At 30.4% G+C, this 17,835-nt stretch carries 20 protein-coding genes; all 20 read left to right on the forward strand.

Annotation, left to right across the window (positions count from 1 at the left end; all coding sequences use genetic code 11):
* A partial coding sequence (locus BFJ87_RS12970) for a hypothetical protein (protein ID WP_216352847.1) occupies window positions 1-386 on the forward strand: 386 nt, incomplete at its 5' end.
* Window positions 383-790, forward strand: a complete 408-nt coding sequence (locus BFJ87_RS12975; protein ID WP_077405335.1) for a hypothetical protein — start codon at window positions 383-385, stop codon at window positions 788-790. The genes BFJ87_RS12970 and BFJ87_RS12975, both read left to right, overlap by 4 nt.
* A 147-nt stretch (window positions 791-937) precedes the next feature.
* Entirely contained in the window at window positions 938-1,357 is a 420-nt protein-coding gene (locus BFJ87_RS12980) for a hypothetical protein (protein ID WP_077405338.1), read from the forward strand.
* Window positions 1,341-2,111, forward strand: coding sequence for a tetratricopeptide repeat protein (locus BFJ87_RS12985; RefSeq protein ID WP_077405341.1), 771 nt, complete (start codon window positions 1,341-1,343; stop codon window positions 2,109-2,111). Before BFJ87_RS12980 ends, BFJ87_RS12985 begins: the two co-directional genes overlap by 17 nt.
* Before the next feature lie 359 nt (window positions 2,112-2,470).
* Complete coding sequence (locus BFJ87_RS16910) at window positions 2,471-2,647, forward strand: hypothetical protein (RefSeq protein ID WP_171974512.1); 177 nt, start codon at window positions 2,471-2,473, stop codon at window positions 2,645-2,647.
* Window positions 2,648-2,815: 168 nt separating this feature from the next.
* Window positions 2,816-3,415: a hypothetical protein gene (locus BFJ87_RS12990; RefSeq protein WP_077405344.1), complete on the forward strand. Its 600-nt coding sequence runs from the start codon at window positions 2,816-2,818 to the stop codon at window positions 3,413-3,415.
* A gap of 19 nt (window positions 3,416-3,434) precedes the next feature.
* Complete coding sequence (locus BFJ87_RS12995) at window positions 3,435-3,821, forward strand: hypothetical protein (protein ID WP_077405347.1); 387 nt, start codon at window positions 3,435-3,437, stop codon at window positions 3,819-3,821.
* Between the two features lie 356 nt (window positions 3,822-4,177).
* Window positions 4,178-4,495, forward strand: coding sequence for a DUF6660 family protein (locus BFJ87_RS13000; protein ID WP_077405349.1), 318 nt, complete (start codon window positions 4,178-4,180; stop codon window positions 4,493-4,495).
* Window positions 4,496-4,546: 51 nt separating this feature from the next.
* Window positions 4,547-6,733: a TonB-dependent receptor gene (locus BFJ87_RS13005; protein WP_077405351.1), complete on the forward strand. Its 2,187-nt coding sequence runs from the start codon at window positions 4,547-4,549 to the stop codon at window positions 6,731-6,733.
* A 2-nt stretch (window positions 6,734-6,735) separates the two neighbouring features.
* Window positions 6,736-7,152, forward strand: coding sequence for a Fur family transcriptional regulator (locus tag BFJ87_RS13010; protein WP_077405353.1), 417 nt, complete (start codon window positions 6,736-6,738; stop codon window positions 7,150-7,152).
* A gap of 53 nt (window positions 7,153-7,205) precedes the next feature.
* The gene (locus tag BFJ87_RS13015) at window positions 7,206-7,790 is read left to right on the forward strand and encodes a methyltransferase family protein (RefSeq protein WP_077405355.1); all 585 of its coding nucleotides are present in this window, start codon (window positions 7,206-7,208) and stop codon (window positions 7,788-7,790) included.
* Between the two features lie 366 nt (window positions 7,791-8,156).
* Window positions 8,157-8,798, forward strand: coding sequence for a hypothetical protein (locus tag BFJ87_RS13020; protein WP_077405357.1), 642 nt, complete (start codon window positions 8,157-8,159; stop codon window positions 8,796-8,798).
* A gap of 399 nt (window positions 8,799-9,197) precedes the next feature.
* On the forward strand, window positions 9,198-9,395 hold the full coding sequence (locus tag BFJ87_RS13025; protein ID WP_011708788.1) for a helix-turn-helix domain-containing protein: 198 nt from the start codon (window positions 9,198-9,200) through the stop codon (window positions 9,393-9,395).
* Window positions 9,388-10,251: a DNA-methyltransferase gene (locus BFJ87_RS13030; RefSeq protein WP_077405359.1), complete on the forward strand. Its 864-nt coding sequence runs from the start codon at window positions 9,388-9,390 to the stop codon at window positions 10,249-10,251. Before BFJ87_RS13025 ends, BFJ87_RS13030 begins: the two co-directional genes overlap by 8 nt.
* On the forward strand, window positions 10,244-11,302 hold the full coding sequence (locus BFJ87_RS13035) for a DNA cytosine methyltransferase (protein ID WP_077405361.1): 1,059 nt from the start codon (window positions 10,244-10,246) through the stop codon (window positions 11,300-11,302). Before BFJ87_RS13030 ends, BFJ87_RS13035 begins: the two co-directional genes overlap by 8 nt.
* Window positions 11,299-13,116, forward strand: coding sequence for an McrB family protein (locus BFJ87_RS13040; RefSeq protein WP_077405363.1), 1,818 nt, complete (start codon window positions 11,299-11,301; stop codon window positions 13,114-13,116). The genes BFJ87_RS13035 and BFJ87_RS13040 overlap by 4 nt, the downstream gene beginning before the upstream one ends.
* Window positions 13,117-14,805 (forward strand): hypothetical protein, encoded by a 1,689-nt coding sequence (locus tag BFJ87_RS13045; protein WP_077405365.1) that lies wholly within the window; start codon window positions 13,117-13,119, stop codon window positions 14,803-14,805.
* A gap of 340 nt (window positions 14,806-15,145) precedes the next feature.
* Window positions 15,146-15,661 (forward strand): hypothetical protein, encoded by a 516-nt coding sequence (locus BFJ87_RS13050; RefSeq protein ID WP_171974513.1) that lies wholly within the window; start codon window positions 15,146-15,148, stop codon window positions 15,659-15,661.
* Window positions 15,662-16,211: 550 nt separating this feature from the next.
* A complete protein-coding gene (locus BFJ87_RS13060) occupies window positions 16,212-16,679 on the forward strand; it encodes a hypothetical protein (protein WP_077405371.1) in 468 nt (155 codons plus the stop codon).
* Between the two features lie 158 nt (window positions 16,680-16,837).
* The gene (locus BFJ87_RS13065; protein ID WP_077405374.1) at window positions 16,838-17,803 is read left to right on the forward strand and encodes a hypothetical protein; all 966 of its coding nucleotides are present in this window, start codon (window positions 16,838-16,840) and stop codon (window positions 17,801-17,803) included.
* The last annotated feature ends 32 nt before the right edge of the window (window positions 17,804-17,835 follow it).

Here is a 17,835-nt window from a genome sequence, read left to right on the forward strand (position 1 = left end):
AAAAAACAATGAACAAAGAAACAATTCAATTGTATTTGAACAACTTTCGGAGATTTATTTCGCCTTACCTCAGGAAAGACATAAATTTCAAATCAATCATTTATCCTGCAAATGATGGAGCGATTGTAGAATTGAAATTCCAAAAAACGTCACCAATAAAAGATGAATTTCGTAAAAAGGAAAATTCTGTAACCGACTCTCTAAAGAGAATAAATCAACACGCATTTGGCGGAAACTTAGCTGGATTTAAATTTTCTGGAACAAACTTAATAATGGAGGAAGGTCGAATTATAATTATTAAAGACGACAATAAGACCGAATGGAACATAGAACAGGTTAAAAAAGATGTAGAAAAATTAATTCACCCTCAAAAAAAGAATTTATGAGAATCGGAGATATTGAGGGAACACCAGAGGAAATAAAAGATTTAGTTGACAATCAAGGTCTTGATATAGGCAAGTATTTAAAAGCAACACCGAGTATTACTAATAAAAAATTTCATAATATTGGATTATTCATTTCAATTGCATTTTTTTTGATTATAAATATTTGCGTGTGGACAATCGATGTATCTGACACTATTGAAAAGATTTCGATTGTAATTCTGCTAGCTCTTATTTGTTATATAACTATTTTAATACACCAGCGACACGAAAATTTTATGATTAGTGGTTTAGTTATACTTTTTTCAATTGTGATTATGAGTGTATGTCTAGATTTTATAACACCAAAAGATGCTTTACAAAAAATAGATAAAGAAAACCCTTTGAAAAGTTCAACATCTGAATAAGTACTGGTGCTAACATTGTATATAAAAAATTGCTATTTTGTGCTTAACCAATGTAAGTTGCTTTGTTTGCTTGCATCTGATTTTCCTTCGGAAAATCCTCGCACTCAAACACGCAACTTTCCATATACGTAACCGTTGTAACCAATTATGAAAAAAATTCTCGTCCTATCAATATTGCTTTTCTCAATTCAATCTTTTTCGCAAGAAAGCAATGATTGTGATGATAGCATTGTGCCTTACTGGTGGAATGGAACAAACAGCAGAATTGAAGGCGAAAGTCCGACTTTAAGAAAAGCCTTCAAAGAAATTCAATTAACCGAAATTGAACCAAAAAATGGATTTATAACATTGAGGTTAAATATTTCGAAAATAGGAAACCTTTGCGATATTGAAACATTCCAAATTGACGAGAATTATAAAAGTACTGAATTTAATAATGGACAATTAGTTAAAGAATTAGAACAAATTGCCAAAGGACTTACGAATTGGAAAAGAGATAAAGATTATAAAACGTACAACCTAATCAGGCTAAAAATTAAAAACGGACGGATTGAAGAAATTTTTTAAAATATTTGGTTACATAGTTGGTGCTATTTTAGTCATTGCAATAGGTTTTGGAATCTACCTCTATTTTTGGAACGAAAATAGGATTGAGAAATCTAAAGAATTATCCCAACGAATTGAAAATTTTGAATCGCAAGACAGTGATGAATATATGGAATACTCTGTCCATTTAAACAAAGCTGGAGATTTTGAAAATGGATTCAAATATTTAAATAAAGCAGTAGAACTCGACCCAAAATTACATTTAGGTTACAGAGGTTGGATACGCTTGAGGAAAATGAGAGACTATTACAAAGCTCTCGAAGATTTTGACCAACTTGACAGTCTAACACCAAATTTTGTAGATGCGCCTTGGGGAGAAGATATTGACTTTTTGAGAGGAGAATGTTATTTCGGAAAAAAAGAATATAAAAAAGCGATTGATTTTTTTAATCGCAATATCAAAAACCAAAAAGAGGATTGGGCTGATATTCATAGTTTCGTTTATCTCGGACTTTGTGAATACCAACTGGGTAATTACGAAAAAGCGATTACAGAATTTCAAAGAGCTTTAAAACAGACTGAAAATGTTCCTGAATCCTATTTTGGAATGGCAAAAGCCTACCAAAAACTTGGGCAAATAGAAAAAGTAAAAGAAAATATTTTAAAGGCAGAAAATAGTATTCATTACAAAAGAGATGATGTATACAATGAGTTTCTTAACGAAATTTATTTGTCTGAAATATTGGAATTTAAACAAAAACTGAACAATAAATAACTGGTTACAACAACGTGTATAATTAATTGCTTTGGTCGTTGCTTATTTGGAAAATTCCTTCGGAATTTTCTCGCGTTCGTTTTTGTTTACTAAATTAGTTGCTTAAACACGCAACTAACCATACACAAGACCGTTGGCATTCATTGAGCAGAACCGTAAAAATGACAATTATGAGTGATTAAAAATATAATATTTGACTTTTAGCTCGTTTTCGGAATCGGAAACTGAATTGAAAAGCACAACACGAATTGAATGCGGAATTTAACAAGTTGCGGAATTGCTGACTAAATCGGAATTGAAAAAAATTTCGGAACAAAATATCGACCGAATTAACCCAAACGAAAAAAACAAAATAAGGAATGAGAAAACAAACAGAATATTTAGTAATCGGAATTGGAATAGCATCTATACTTGCTGGAATTTATGGAGCATATAGAACTGGAGAATTAATGGATTCTTTAAGTGGAGTTCTAATTGGAGTTGCGTTAATCGGAACTATAATTATCGAACGAAATAAAAAAAGCAAGCCCGAATAAAAACAACGAAATGCCAACAATGTATAACCGCAATTACGGCGGATTCGACTACGTCCGAATCCACTCGCAATTGGGAGTTCTGTGCCAACCCGAAAAATAATTAACTTAAAACCCGTAACTGACGGTTATACGAGACCGTTGTACAACATTTAGAGAAAACACCGAAAATTGAAGTTAGAACAGGAAAAATTTGAATTTGTTTATGTTGAGAATGACGGAACAGTGCGTGAATTGGATAAAGAAGAAATCGATTATTTGCAAACTGAATTTGAACCATCTGATGGAGCAAGACCATATATCAAAAGTAGTTATGACCAACTAACACCTGACAAAAAGATTTTAGGTTTTCTTCGTAGAAGTGAAGTCCCGAAAGAAATTGAAATAATAAAAACTGATTTGAGGTATGCAGAAATGAGATTCCCAATTAGCATTTATGATTCCAATAAGGCAATTGAATTACCAGTCGGAATTTACAGTATAAAAGTTCTTGGAGGTTGGAGTGTTTCTGTTGGTAAATTTTCAATTGAATTAAAGAATAAAGAAAACGGAAAAGTAATTACACCGAAAGTCACGAATTGGAGAATTCAATCTTATGAATTTGGAGAAAGAGCTAAAAAGATAATGTCACTTGACATACCAAAGCGAGGAGTTTATTTTATTGAATTCAAAAACCAAAAGGATTTGAAAGTAAGACCTTCGAATTTATTAATAACAAGACTATTCGAAAAAGAAATTCCGAGTGAACAACTGCGAATTTGGATTGGATAACTAAATCTTACTTAAAATTATGGAAGTAGAAGAATTTGAAAAGAAAATCGACAAAATAAAGGAAGATGCTGTCAAAAATATTTTGAGCCACTTCAACAGAATAAATGACAAACTATTCACTTTTAATAATATTCTAATAGGTGGATATTTTGCGCTTTCCAGAATCTACGATGACATAAACATAAAGGTAATTATGATTCCACTAATTAATCTAATTTTCCTTATATTTTTAGAATACCTAATGATGGAAAAAAGCCGAAAAGAAGCTTCTGTTGATGAACTTGGGTTGGATGAATTCATAAAGTTTGCAGAAAACAAAGAAACAAGACCAACCTTATTTTCTTTACTTGCAATCATCTCTACATTAAGTGTTTTTGGCTATTTTGTTTATTTATTGATTTTCTAAAATGATAAAAAACGTTGTACAACACCGTATAAAATTAATTGCTAGTACAAGCCTACTTACGAAAATCCTCGCGGATTTTCTATTCGGTTTGTATTTGCTAAATTAGGTGCTGAAACAACGCAACTAATCTTATACAAAACCGTTGTGCATAATGCGGAAATCGTGCTAAAATTGAACATTTGAAATAAAAAAAGCCAACCGCACAAACAGCACATTTATTTTTTCCAGCCACCTAAAGCCTAAGCTTAAAAAATAAAAGAGCTGTTTTTAGCCAACGCTCAAAAACGGAACACAAAACAGAACTAAGAAAAAACTTTGCAACACCATTGCATTGGAATTTATTTATCTTTGTGTCAATGAAATTTCTAACTATCATATTATCATTATTAATTCTTGGTTTGTCAATAATACCTTGTTCTGATGGAAATAATTCCGAAGACAAACACCAAGACGAAATAACTGCTGAACACAATCATAAAAATGATAGTGATGATACTTGTCCAATAACTTGTATTTGTAATTGTTGTGGAATGGCAATTACACATCAACCACTTCAAACATTTGAATTAGGTATTAATAACCCAATTTCTACAGAAATTCAATCTGTTTATCAATCAATCTACAAGTTTAATTTTCTTTCAAATATTTGGCAACCGCCACAATTAATTAGCTAAATGATAGACAAAAGGTCAAATACATTAGTTAATTAATTTTTACAATATTCAATGAATAAATACACATTGAGCATAATGCTCACAATTACCCTGTGCTTTTTTGCTAAAGCACAAACATCTGATATACAAATAAAAGTAATTTCAGAAACCGATAATGAACCTTTATTAGGTGCTACAATATATTTTAAAGAACTAGAAAAAGGAGCTGTAACCAACTTTGATGGAATTGCTACGTTTTCTGAAATTCAAAATGGAAATCAAATCATAAAAATTACATATATAGGTTTTGAACCTGTAGAAACTACGATTGATATTGGAATCAAAAAAATATTTTCTTTTAAACTTAAATCAAGTGAAAATGAATTAGACGAAATTGTTATACAATCAACAAGAAGTACAAGAACCGTAAAGAAAATCCCAACAAGAATAGAATTCATTGGAGCAGAAGAATTGGGCGAAAAAGCCATTATGAACCCAACAAATATTTCGATGGTACTTCGTGAAAGTACGGGAATTCAAATGCAACAAACTTCTTTAAGTAGTGGAAGTACCAATATTAGAATTCAAGGACTTGATGGACGTTACACTCAACTTTTAAGAGATGGATTTCCTCTTTATGGAGGTTTTTCAAGTGGTTTGAGTATTTTACAAATTCCGCCTTTAGACCTACAACAATTTGAAATTATAAAAGGAAGTTCATCAACACTTTATGGTGGTGGAGCAATTGCAGGTTTAGTAAATATGGTTTCAAAAACTCCAGACGAAGAACCAGCTTTAGATATTATGCTTACCCAAACACAAGCATTGGGAAGTACAGCAAATGTATTTTACAGCAAACGAAATGATAAATTTGGAGTTTCGCTTTATGGCTCTGGTCATTATCAAAAAGCTTACGACCCAGAAAATGATGGTTTTAGTAATTTACCAAAAACAACATCAATTTCATTCAACCCAAAATTCTTTTATTATCCATCAGAAAAAACGACGTTTTGGTTTGGTTTAAATGGAACTTATGATGACAGAATTGGTGGAGACATCACAAAAATTGAAAGGGGAGAAAATGGAATTCATCAATATACAGAAGAAAATATTTCAAAAAGATTGAGCAGTCAAGCTGTTTACAATACGCAAATTGACTCGACAAGTTCTCTAAATATAAAAAACAGTGTTTCCTTTTTCGATAGAAACCTTACTATTCCAGATTTTAATTTTGACGGTAAACAAATCAACACGTTTACAGAAGTTAGCTATCAAAAAGCAACTTCAAAAGCTGATTGGATTTTTGGAGCAAACTTATATACTTCAAATTTTGATGAGAATGATAACTCAACTTTACAACGTGACCAAATAGATATAACTTATGGAATGTTTGCAAACAATATTTATGATCTTTCTGATAATTGGATTTTAGAAACTGGATTAAGAGTAGATTACAACACGGATTTTGGATTTTTTCCACTTCCAAGAGTTTCATTATTGTATAAAAATGACGGTGGATTTTCAAGTAGAATTGGTGGTGGTTTAGGTTACAAAATACCTGATATTTTCACAGAAGAGGCAGAAATTATAAATTTCGAAAATGTACTTGGTATAGATAAATCAAACTTAAAAGCAGAACGCTCTTATGGTTTAAATCTTGATTTTAATTATAAAACTCGTCTATTCGAGAATATAGGTTTTTCAATTAATCAGCTTTTTTACGTTTCTGCAATAAACAACGGTTTGCTATTAAATAATACAGATAATGGATTGTTTGCATTTGAAAATGCAACCGACGAAATTTTAAGTAAAGGAGCAGAAACAAACATAAAGTTTACATACAAAGACTTTCGATGGTTTTTAAATTATGCGCTAATAGATACAAAATTGAACTATTTGGCTGGAAATCCGCAAAAACCACTCACGGCAAAACATAACGCAGGAAGCGTTTTAATGTACGAATCCAAAAAATGGAGAATAGGTTATGAAACATATTATACAGGAAAACAATTTTTATCAAATGGAACTGAAACAACTGACTTTGTAACAATGGGTTTACTATTAATGCGTAACTTCAAATTCGGAAGTGCTTTTATAAATTTTGAAAATTTTACAGACAGACGACAGAGCAGATTTTCGCCTTTAGTTTTGCCACCACACGAAAATCCAGAATTTCCCGAAATATATGCACCAACAGATGGTTTTATTTTTAGCATAGGAATAATAATTAAACCATTTGGAAACGAAGACCACGATTAATTATGCAAACAATAGAAGAATTATTAGAATCTAAAAATATTCGTGTAACAGCAATGCGTTTGTTAATCTACAAGTTCCTTGCAGAAAAGCAAATTGCTGTTACATTAAGCGATATAGAAAATGCTTTTGAGAAAGCAGATAGAACCACATTGTATAGAACAGTAAAAACATTTGAGGAAAAAGATATTGTACATCAAATAGACGATGGAACGGGGATTACAAAATATGCTTTGTGTGAAAAGGGTTGTAATTGCGAAATTGAAAGGGATTTGCATTTACATTTTCATTGTAACAACTGTAACGAAACTATTTGTTTAACCGAGCATAAAATTCCACAAATTAAAGTGCCAGATGGTTTCGTTTCAGAAAACGTAAACTTGGTTGTAAAAGGAGTTTGTGATAAATGTAATGGTCAGTAATTGCACTTTCATTGCATTCGTATTTAGAGCACTTTTGTAGTAAATTAGAAATTATGTTATTATTTACTTATATGATACTATATTTTTTATTGGTATTTGTATTAAGGTCTATTTTACTTTGGAGAAAAACAGGAATAAATCCGCTAACGTTTAAAAAGACAGATAATGCTCACGATTATAATGGTAAGGTTTTTACATTTATCACAATCTTTGAGCTTATTGTTGTTGGAATCTATGCTTTTAAAAATGAGTGGTATGAATATTTACTCTCGTTTTGGTATTTAAAATATCCTATTTTACAAAAGATTGGATGGGCACTTTTGTTTTTATCCTTAATTGTAGTTTGGATTTCCCAAAGCCAAATGTCAACTTCTTGGAGAATTGGGATTGATGAAGAAAATAAAACTAAATTAGTAACAAATGGAATGTTTTCAATTTCAAGAAACCCAATTTTTTTAGGAATAATGATTGCGAATATTGGGTTATTTCTTGTAATTCCCAATGCATTTACTTTACTTATAACCTCATTATCTACGTTAAGCGTGAATACACAAATAAGATTAGAGGAAGAATTTTTAAAACGTGAATTTGGAAATGAATATATAAAATACGCGGAAAAAGTCAGAAGATGGATTTAAACTAAAAAGATAGCATTGCCAACGCTCAAAGCCATACACATTTCCAGTCGCATCGACCACGCTTCACCCAAACTGTAAAAGAGTATGTCTTGCCAACGCTCACTTTTGAACAAAATAACAAACATCGGAAAACCAAGCTGAACGTGAAAAGCACTATGCACAACAATGTATATAAAACATAGCTATTACAGGCTTTCCGAAAGGTTTTTGCTTATTTATTGAGTCCGCCAATTTTTTATTTTTGTATATTTATAAAATTAAAGATAAATAGAAAAAATAAAAATTCGGCTCGTGCTAAATATGAAAAATTAGTGTTTATTTACACGCTACGTTTCATATACTAGACCGTTGTGCTTAATTAGAAAAATGAAATATTATTACTTAAATAACTCGACTGAATTAGATGATATTTGTTTCTATCCACAAACAAAAATAATTAACGGAACAACTGTGTTTGAGGAAAAACCTAATTATGACCAAAACTTTATCGAAAAAGGAAAAATAGAAATTAACTCTAAAGCTATTCAAACCAACTTGTTGGATAAATCACCTATCGGAAAAGGATTAATAATTGACAAAAAACTAAGAGATATTCTTTTAGAATTTTCAATACCAGCTCATAGAATTCATAAAATTCCAACTACTCATAAAAACATAGAGCTTGAGTATTTTTGGTTAAATTTTGCTCCTTCCAATAGACACATTGATTATGAAAAATCAGAATTTGAAATATTCAATTCATCCAAATTTAGAGTTCTGGGAAAATTACAACTAAAATCCATTGACTTTTATCACCGAATAGATAAGTCTTTAACATTTGAAGAAAATACACGGATTTCGAAACTAGTTTTCAAAGATAGTTTCCCAAAAAATGATTTAATTAATTTTCAAAAAATCATACCTGGAGAATTTATAAGTGAACGATTAAAAAATAAATTAATTGAGGAAGAGATAACTGGGATTAAGATAACAGAAGCGGAAATAATAACTAAGCACAACAATGGCTAAAATTAATACGGGTTTTAGAACTTAATCAAAAGTTTAGTGTATAAAGTCCGCCAAATCTTTTGATTTGGCTTTTAAAATGAAAAATTAAAACAAAATAAAAAGTTTTGGCTAATCACTTAATCCGAAATTAAATGCTAAATTAATCCCGTACTAACCTTAGCCGAAGCCGTTGTGTGTAATGCAAAAAATCGTGCTAAAATTGAACATTTGAGCTAAAAAAGCCAACGCACAGTCAAGCACATTTATTTTTTTGCAAACGCTCAATTCCAACGCTCGAAAAAATAAAAGAGCTTGCCTTTTCCCACCTCACACAAAATCCGAATGATGATATTTCTACTCATTTAGTGAGATAATCGAAAAACTTGTTTATTTTAGTGGACTGAATTAAAGAATTCGAAAATGAACCGAATAAAGGAGGTTTTAGAACAGAAAGGAATTAAACAAATTTGGTTATCCGAACAATTAGGAAAAAGCTATAATATGGTAAATTCTTACGTTCAGAACAGGAGACAACCGAGTATCGAAGATTTATATAAAATAGCTGAAATACTTTCGGTTGACGTAACAGAATTATTAAAGAGTAAAACCAATGTATAAAGAATTAATTGAAACACCCGAATTACATTGCGTTTCAGAGCCACAACTCGATTTATTTTCTTACACAGAAGAAAATAATTTAGAAGATAACTTTAAAATAATTTCGGAAAGTAAAAAAATAGAATTTGAATCTATTGGAAAAAATACACTTCTAGGAAATGGAAATTGCGTAGATTATTTGAAATTCATAGATACAAACACAGTTGATTTAATATTAACTGACCCACCATATAACCTTGGGAATTTTATGCACAAACGCAACACAAATCTTGTGAAAATGCGTGAAAATCAATTTGCATATGCTGGTTGGGACAATTTATCACAAGACGATTGGGAAAAGGAAATGGAAGTCTTTTTTCAAGAAAGTAGTAGAGTTTTAAAGAAAAGTGGTTCTTTGTTACTTTTTATGTCTTTAATAAAAATTGAAACAATTATAAAAATTGCATCAAAATATAAATTCTATTATAAGACAACAGGTATTTGGCACAAAACAAATCCAATGCCCAGAAATATGAATATCCATTTTGTAAACTCAACAGAAGCTTGGGTTTATTTCGTAAATAACGACACTTCTGGAACATTTAATAATAATGGAAAAATGGTACACGACTTCATCGAAACATCTTTGACCACAGCAAAAGAGAAAAAATTCGGAAAGCATCCAACACAAAAACCAACGAAAATAATTTCTCATTTTATTAAACATTTATCAAACAAAAATGATGTTGTTTTAGACCCATTTATGGGAAGTGGAACAACAGGAGTTTGTTCAAGAAAAATGGATAGAAAGTTTATTGGTATTGACTTGGACAAAGAATATTATGAATTATCAAAAACAAGAATGCTAAATGAATAAATTAAAAGTTGTTGATTTATTTGCTGGCGTTGGTGGCTTGTCGCAAGGTTTTATTTCAAAAGGATTTGAAATAGAGTTTGCTATTGAATACATCAAAGATATTGCACATTCTTACAAATTAAACCATCCTAAAACTACTGTTTATGATGAAGATATTTCGCAAATAGATTTAAGCAAACTCAAAGAGAAACATAAAAGTATAGACGTTATTGTTGGTGGACCACCTTGTCAAGGTTTTTCGCAGAAAGGAAAAAGATTAAGCATAAATGACGACAGAAATTTTATGTTTAAAAAGTTTATTGATGCAGTTGCTGTTTTTCAACCTAAATATTTTGTTCTAGAAAATGTTCCGAACGTCCTAACGACAGCAGACGGATTTTTTAAGGAAGAGATAATAACAGGATTTGAAGAACTAGGTTATGCAGTAAACGCAAAAACGCTTAATGCTTCCGATTTTGGCGTTCCTCAAAATAGAAAACGTGCTTTTTTTGTTGGTTCTAAAAATGGAACTCTACTCGAATTTCCAAAGCCTAAAAAGAAAAAAACTACAATAAAAGAGGCAATCTACGATTTGCCATTTATTGCGTCTGGAGAAGGTTGCGAGTTTTTTGAATACGAAAAACCCACTAATTCAGATTATCAAAAAATGTTAAGAAAGAATTCAAAAGGAATTTTCAATCATTTCGCAACAAATCATTCTAAAGTAGCTTTAGAGCGTTTGGAACTTATACCAAAAGGAAAAGGAAGAGAGGTTTTACCGAAAGAGCATAGAACCAAATCTATTTACAGCGGAACTTGGTCTAGATTGTTAGAAGATGGAATTGCTTCAACAATTACAACTCGTTTTGACACGCCTTCTTCTGGCTTATTTACTCATCCAATATTAAATAGATGTTTAACAGTTCGAGAGGCTGCACGAATTCAATCATTTTCGGATTCCTTTATTTTCTATGGTACAAAAACATCACAAATGAAACAAGTTGGCAACGCAGTTCCGCCTTTATTAGCTAAAGAAATTGCTACAATAATATTAAACGATTATAATAAATGAACTTACCAAATCAATTAACAGAAAGAGAATCAATAGACCCAAAACTGGCTGTTGGTTCATCGTTGCCAAACCCAAAAGGGTTATTGGCTATTGTTTTAGCTCTTTATTTAGTAAACGAAGAAAAAGACTATTTAGACTATTCTGATAAAAGCGGAAACACTATTATTCTAAAACCAAGTTTAATAACTTCTTTAAAAGCTTTTTTTAATGGAATAACTGGTTATAATGCAACAGAAATTGACTCATTGGCATCTGCCAATCCTTTAGTAGAAATGCAAATTGAACCACTTCAAGTTCCACTTCAATTATTTTGGAAAATCGCTAAAATAAATATTTTAGGAACAGATTCCTCAAGTGGAGAAAGAACTGGTGGTGTTAGATTTCCAAAAGAATTGTTCTTTACCACAAATATGGATATTCTAAAAAATGTAATTTCAAACGAGAATGGAGATATTACAAATACAGGAAAAGAATTAATATACAGTTGGCTAACAAATAACAACACGCCTACTACTTCAGCTAATATTGAGCAAAAATTAACAAAAACCTTATCTGTTTTTACAGAAGAGACACTTTTTAAAACTTGGAATAATTCAACTGAAATCATCTTTCAGCAAGAAGGCATCTACAATTCTTTTGACACCACAAATACATCAGTTGATATTGGAGGAACTAAAGAAATAAAAGGTACTTTACGTAATTTAAAATCATCTATATCAAAAGACATCCATCCATATTTAAAAATCTCTAGTAGCAATGTTGAGCTTAAAAACCCAAGTCTAGCAACTCAATTCGACAATTATCAGAAAAGAGTATCAAACTATTTAGACTTGAATCCAAAATCTATTGAAATTAAAATAGTAGAAACAGAAGAAGAAATTAACGTAGATGATGTTACGATTTTAAACAAAATCTATTATGGAGCACCAGGAACAGGTAAATCACATAAAGTAAACGAGCTTTTAAAAGGCAAAGAAGAAAGAACTGAAAGAGTAACTTTTCATCCAGAATATGATTATGCCTCATTTATTGGTGGTTTTAAACCAATTACAGAGATAGATGCTGAATCTGGAAAAGAAGAAATTAAATACAAATTTGTACCTCAAACATTTACAAATATTTATGTAGATGCTTGGAACAATAAAGACAATGAATATTATTTAGTGATTGAGGAAATTAATAGAGGAAATTGTGCTGAAATCTTTGGCGATATATTTCAATTATTGGATAGAAACTCTAACTATAGTATTACGCCATCTAATGAATTAAAACAATATTTGGTAAAAGAACTTACCTCTGTTGATGGAATAAAAGGTATTGAAAATGGTAAAATGAAATTACCATCGAATCTTAACATTTTAGCAACAATGAATACTTCTGACCAATCGCTATTTCCAATGGATAGTGCATTTAAGAGAAGATGGGATTGGGAATACATACCTATAAACTATGAAAAATCAGAAGAAAACCCATCATCAAATTATCAAGTTGTTGTTTCAGATTCAATATCATTCTCTTGGCTAGAATTTATTGAAAAAGTAAATACAATAATCAAAGAAAACCCCAATTTAGGAATGGACAAATGTATTGGTAATTATTTCATAAAAGCTAAAGACAATAGCATTACACTTGAAGAGTTTATCAATAAAGCAATTTTCTATTTATGGAATGATGTTTTCAAAGATGAAGACGACCATATATTTGAAGAGAATACTTTTTATGAAGACTTCTTCCCTATTGCAACAAATGGAAAAGAAAAAGTATTAAAAATACTTGAAAAGATTGGTTTAAATACACCTGAAAAAGAAGATTAGATGAAAATTCTAATCGAAGGAGCATATTATCCAATTACAACTCTTCAAAATATTTTTGACGATCCTAAATTTTACACTCAAAATGGTTTAGAAGGCAAAATAATATCTGTTGGCTATTATCATTCGTTTGAAAAAAATGAACTGGTTTATATGTTGCCAAAAGTATTTATGACTGATGATATCAATTCTGTTTTTGGTAAAACAAAAGACGAATTATTGGATTTAGATTCTATAAAAAACATTAAACACAATTTACAATACAATTGGATTCGGCAATCATCTTTGTATTTTTACAATAGCCTTTTAGAATATAGAAAGAGAATTACAGATTCGCAAATAGTTAATAAAACAGAGCGTTTTGAGCTAAACACAAATCTTGGAGACCAAGAATACTCATATCTAGATTTGCTTTTGTCTTTTGTGAATTTTTACAAAAAAAATAAGAACCATATTCTATATAAACACATCGAGTATAATTCAAATCAGGCAAAAAAACCTAAATGGGAAAAAACCATTAGAAAGTCTTTACCTATTTTTACTTCCAACAATTCACCTGTTTACGTTTCAATTAGAAACAAAAAGAAAACTATAAATACAGAAGAAGAATTATTAACATACTTCTTTTCTATTCTTGAAAATTTCAACCAAGACCATAACCTTAATTTAAGGATAGAAAAATCTTTTAAAATTATAAAAGGTAATTCATTCAAAAACCTTCAAGTAAATGGACTCACGAAGCTAAAGAAAATCAAGTATCGATATTTTAATGACACTTTGAAAAGAATGTATGCTTTATGTGAGATATACTTTACCCAAACTGATAAAAGTAGTTCTAAAAGTAAGAGAGAAGATTTTCTATCTGTAAATAATTACAATTTAGTTTTTGAGGATATGATTGACAAATTATTTTCTGACGAGTTAAATAGTACGGAAGTTAATAATGTGTCGCTAAATGATTTGAAAAAAAATGATGATGGTAAAATCATTGACCATATTTATGACTATAAATCTTTAATAGACACAAGTAATATCTTTTACATTGGAGATTCAAAATATTACAAATCAAATAGTGAAGCTGGCAATTTATCAAAATACAAGCAATTTACTTATGCTAAAAATGTAATTCAATTTAATATTGACCTACTTAACATGGACAAAAACAAACCTTATAAAACAGGGATTAGATATAGAGATGAACTTACGGAAGGTTATAACATTACACCTAACTTTTTCATTTATGGCTATATAGAAAATGAAGAGAATTTTGATGAAAGTTTAATAGAAAAGACAAAACCATTACCAGTAAAATCATATCATTATAAGAAGCGATTATTTGATAGAGATACTTTATTTGTTCATCAATATAAAATCAATTTCTTATTTGTATTAAAAGCATATACCAATTTCAATACAATAAAAACTCAAAAATTCAGAGAGGAAGTTAAGAGAGACTTTAGAAAACACTTTATTGATTTTTTCAATGATTCAAAATGCTGTGAATTTGAATTCTATAAATGTAAACTCACAACATCTAAAGACTATGAATCTATTGTGTCGGATAACTTCAAATCTTTGAATGGAAAATGTTATGTGAATATGGAAGCGGAATTGATTCTAGCCAAACATATTGAGGACGGAATTGAGGAATCGATTATGAAACTGTTTGAACCAATAAGAGAATTAAAGTAATATGAAAAGCCAACGCACAAAGCCATACACATTCGCAATTCGCTACAGCCAACGCTACGCCAAAAATTGCAAAAGAGTATGTCTTGCCAACGCTCACATTTGAACTAAATAACAAACATTGGAAAACCAATCAGAACGTGAAAACACTACACACAACAACGTGTATAAAACATAGCTATTATAGGCTTTCCGAGAGGTTTTTGTATGTTTACAAAGTACGCCAAATTTTTTATTTGGTTATATTTATAAAAGAAAAATAAAAAATTCGGCTCGTGCTAAATCCGAAAAGTTAGCGTTTATTTATACGCTACGTTTCATACACAAGACCGTTGTACACCATTTGAGAAAAACATTTGTAATCATATTGACCTTTATCGGATTTTTGTCATTTGGACAAGAAATGGAACTGAATTCGATTAAACCAAGCCAATTGGATAGCATCTATGTTCAAGCATTAAATAGCAGATTTGACCTTTTACTATCGAGTGGTTGGAAATATATCGAACTGAATGAAAACGGGAAAAGGATTTCCAAACTGAACGTATCTGACCGATACAAATTCTTGACCAACGAGGAACTAGTTGATTTGTCAATTAAAGAAAAAAAGACAATTCGGGTTTTGCGTCTGACTCACAAAATAATTGGAACTGATACAGTTGACGTGAATTTTGGAATTGTAAATGTTACTGGAAAGCGGCAAATTCATTTCAACAATGGACTGAAATTTAAAAAAGCGGATTTTGCATTAGACTGTGGCGGAACAAATGGCTACGTTCCTGATATGAGATTTGTGTTTGACCGAAAGAAAAATAATTGGGAATTAGTGGAAGGAAAGTATAAAATACCAGCTGAATAATATATGAGATATGTTATCAAAATTTGGTTATTTACGATAATCGTTTCGCCTCTTTTATTAGCATTAATATTAGGTGCTATTATAAATGATTCGAGTTTTACGAGCATATTAAATTCTTACGAAATAATATTTGTAATGATTATTATCGGCTTTCTTTCGTCAATTCCTGCAATGGCAATATTTTGGTTAATTAAAAGGTTTTTGAAAAATAAATACTCAACCATAAACGAGAAGATTATATTATCAATTTATAGCTTTCTATCGGTTTGGATTACATTTTTCATCGTTGATAGCGGATTTATTACAAGATGGTCTGAACAAACAATTTGGGTTTTGATATATTCGCTAACAATAGTGATAGGAGTTTGGATTTTTGAAAACAATAATAAAGAAATAATTGAATAAAAAACGGTGTACAACACCGTATAAAAATAATTGCGGTTTAGTGCTTAATCAAAGGTCGTTGCGTGTTTGTAACGTCTGATTTTCCTTCGGAAAATCCTCGCATACAAATCCGCAACTATTCTTATACATAAACGTTGGCAAACATTTGATTAAAATTCTCGACATATTATTTAGGTCTGTTTTAAAAAGCGGAACAACTTGGAATCAAGCGAAAGCAAAAGTTCATAAGGAATTAGGTGTTTCTCAAGCCGAAATATTCTCTTGGAAACCACACTCAATTGTTGAAATTGACTCTGAAAAGAATATTGTAATTCTGAAATCGGAAAACGGAAAAATATTCCCAATAGAATCGGACAAAAAAACTACTCGGAATTTGATAAAAGGAATCTCTGAAAATGAATTTTTACCGAAATATGGAACCGAGTTCGTAAATGAATTAAAATCTTGGAATTTTGCGTATTCTCGAACTAAACCAACTGAATATAAAGTGGATTTAAGAGCAAAACTAAAACCAGAAGACCAAACTACCGAGAAAAGGAAAAAAATGTATCACAAGCGGAATATTATTGTGACTGATTTTTTTATTAAAAAACTAATTGAAAAGACAATATAAAAACGATTTGCCAACAACGTGTATAATTAATTGCTTTGGCAAGTGCTTATTTGGAAAATTCCTTCGGAATTTTCTCGGGTTCGTATTTGTTTACTAAATTAGTTGCTGAAACACGCAACTAACCATACACAAAACCGTTGGCAACAAGCTGAAAAACTATGAGTGAATATTTAGCACATATAAAATACGAAGGAAAGCTTGTCGAAGATGGTTTTTTAGATGCTCGCAAATCAGCTGAAATACTCATCGGAATTGATGAAGTCATACGTTTTTTCCTTATTCAAGAAAACAAAGAAATCTCAAAGTTAGATATTGAGATTCCAATTCGAGTAGAAAAAGGCAGTTGGATGGCAATCCTACCTCCTGACCTATCAATTGGAATTTTAACGGCAATCGGAACTCTTGCTGGTGCATATGGAATGACAGCTTTACATACTGTCGCAAAAAATGACTTTAAGGATGTTACCTCTAAAGACATAACAAAAAAGATTGTTAAAGGAATAAAATGGACTATTGAAATCATTAAGCATCTCAAAAAAAAGAAAGTAAAGAAATTTCCAGACGCAAAAATTGAATTAAAAGAAGGAATTCAAATGATTGGTATTCCTAATGAAAATGGAGAATTACTTTTTGTTCCATTAGAATACTTAAAGTTATACACTAAAGTACCTGAGAAACTTTTAGATAAACTAACAAAACAAATTGAAGAGGAAAGGGAATTAGAAATAGACTTTAGTGAAAAATATAAAGGCGATAACGATGATACAGGAACACCAGCAAAAATAAACTATGGCCAAAAATCACTTTTCTTTGAAGAAAAAGAAGAAGATGATATTTTATTCCCAGAATTGAAACACGGAATGTACGTTGAATTAGAAGGTCATTTATCAAGAGGAAATGAAAAAACTAATACATTAGGTTTCGAATACGAAAAACACACTCTTACTTGTATACCGTATGAGGGAAATATAAAAAATGAAAAACAAACCCTTTTTACAAACTGTACTATCAAAGGGTATATTGACAGACTTGCAAAAGATGGAACTATTAAAGAAAAAAGACCTTTAATTAGATATTTGGAAATAGAAAATAATGATGAAGAAAAACCTAACTTGTTTGAATAAAAAGCCAGTTGCCAACAAAGAACTGAGGTAAA

It is taken from the genome of Cellulophaga omnivescoria (assembly GCF_001999725.1).
Classification (GTDB): Bacteria; Bacteroidota; Bacteroidia; order Flavobacteriales; family Flavobacteriaceae; genus Cellulophaga; species Cellulophaga omnivescoria.

Coding starts and splice junctions, on each gene's coding strand:
- BFJ87_RS16910 (WP_171974512.1), top strand. CDS start 2,471: ATGAGAAAACAAACAGAATATTTAGTAATCGGAATTGGAATAGCATCT.
- BFJ87_RS13030 (WP_077405359.1), top strand. CDS start 9,388: ATGTATAAAGAATTAATTGAAACACCCGAATTACATTGCGTTTCAGAG.
- BFJ87_RS13040 (WP_077405363.1), top strand. CDS start 11,299: ATGAACTTACCAAATCAATTAACAGAAAGAGAATCAATAGACCCAAAA.
- BFJ87_RS13025 (WP_011708788.1), top strand. CDS start 9,198: ATGAACCGAATAAAGGAGGTTTTAGAACAGAAAGGAATTAAACAAATT.
- BFJ87_RS13010 (WP_077405353.1), top strand. CDS start 6,736: ATGCAAACAATAGAAGAATTATTAGAATCTAAAAATATTCGTGTAACA.
- BFJ87_RS12980 (WP_077405338.1), top strand. CDS start 938: ATGAAAAAAATTCTCGTCCTATCAATATTGCTTTTCTCAATTCAATCT.
- BFJ87_RS13045 (WP_077405365.1), top strand. CDS start 13,117: ATGAAAATTCTAATCGAAGGAGCATATTATCCAATTACAACTCTTCAA.
- BFJ87_RS13005 (WP_077405351.1), top strand. CDS start 4,547: ATGAATAAATACACATTGAGCATAATGCTCACAATTACCCTGTGCTTT.
- BFJ87_RS12975 (WP_077405335.1), top strand. CDS start 383: ATGAGAATCGGAGATATTGAGGGAACACCAGAGGAAATAAAAGATTTA.
- BFJ87_RS13000 (WP_077405349.1), top strand. CDS start 4,178: ATGAAATTTCTAACTATCATATTATCATTATTAATTCTTGGTTTGTCA.
- BFJ87_RS13035 (WP_077405361.1), top strand. CDS start 10,244: ATGAATAAATTAAAAGTTGTTGATTTATTTGCTGGCGTTGGTGGCTTG.
- BFJ87_RS13015 (WP_077405355.1), top strand. CDS start 7,206: ATGTTATTATTTACTTATATGATACTATATTTTTTATTGGTATTTGTA.
- BFJ87_RS12995 (WP_077405347.1), top strand. CDS start 3,435: ATGGAAGTAGAAGAATTTGAAAAGAAAATCGACAAAATAAAGGAAGAT.
- BFJ87_RS13065 (WP_077405374.1), top strand. CDS start 16,838: ATGAGTGAATATTTAGCACATATAAAATACGAAGGAAAGCTTGTCGAA.
- BFJ87_RS13020 (WP_077405357.1), top strand. CDS start 8,157: ATGAAATATTATTACTTAAATAACTCGACTGAATTAGATGATATTTGT.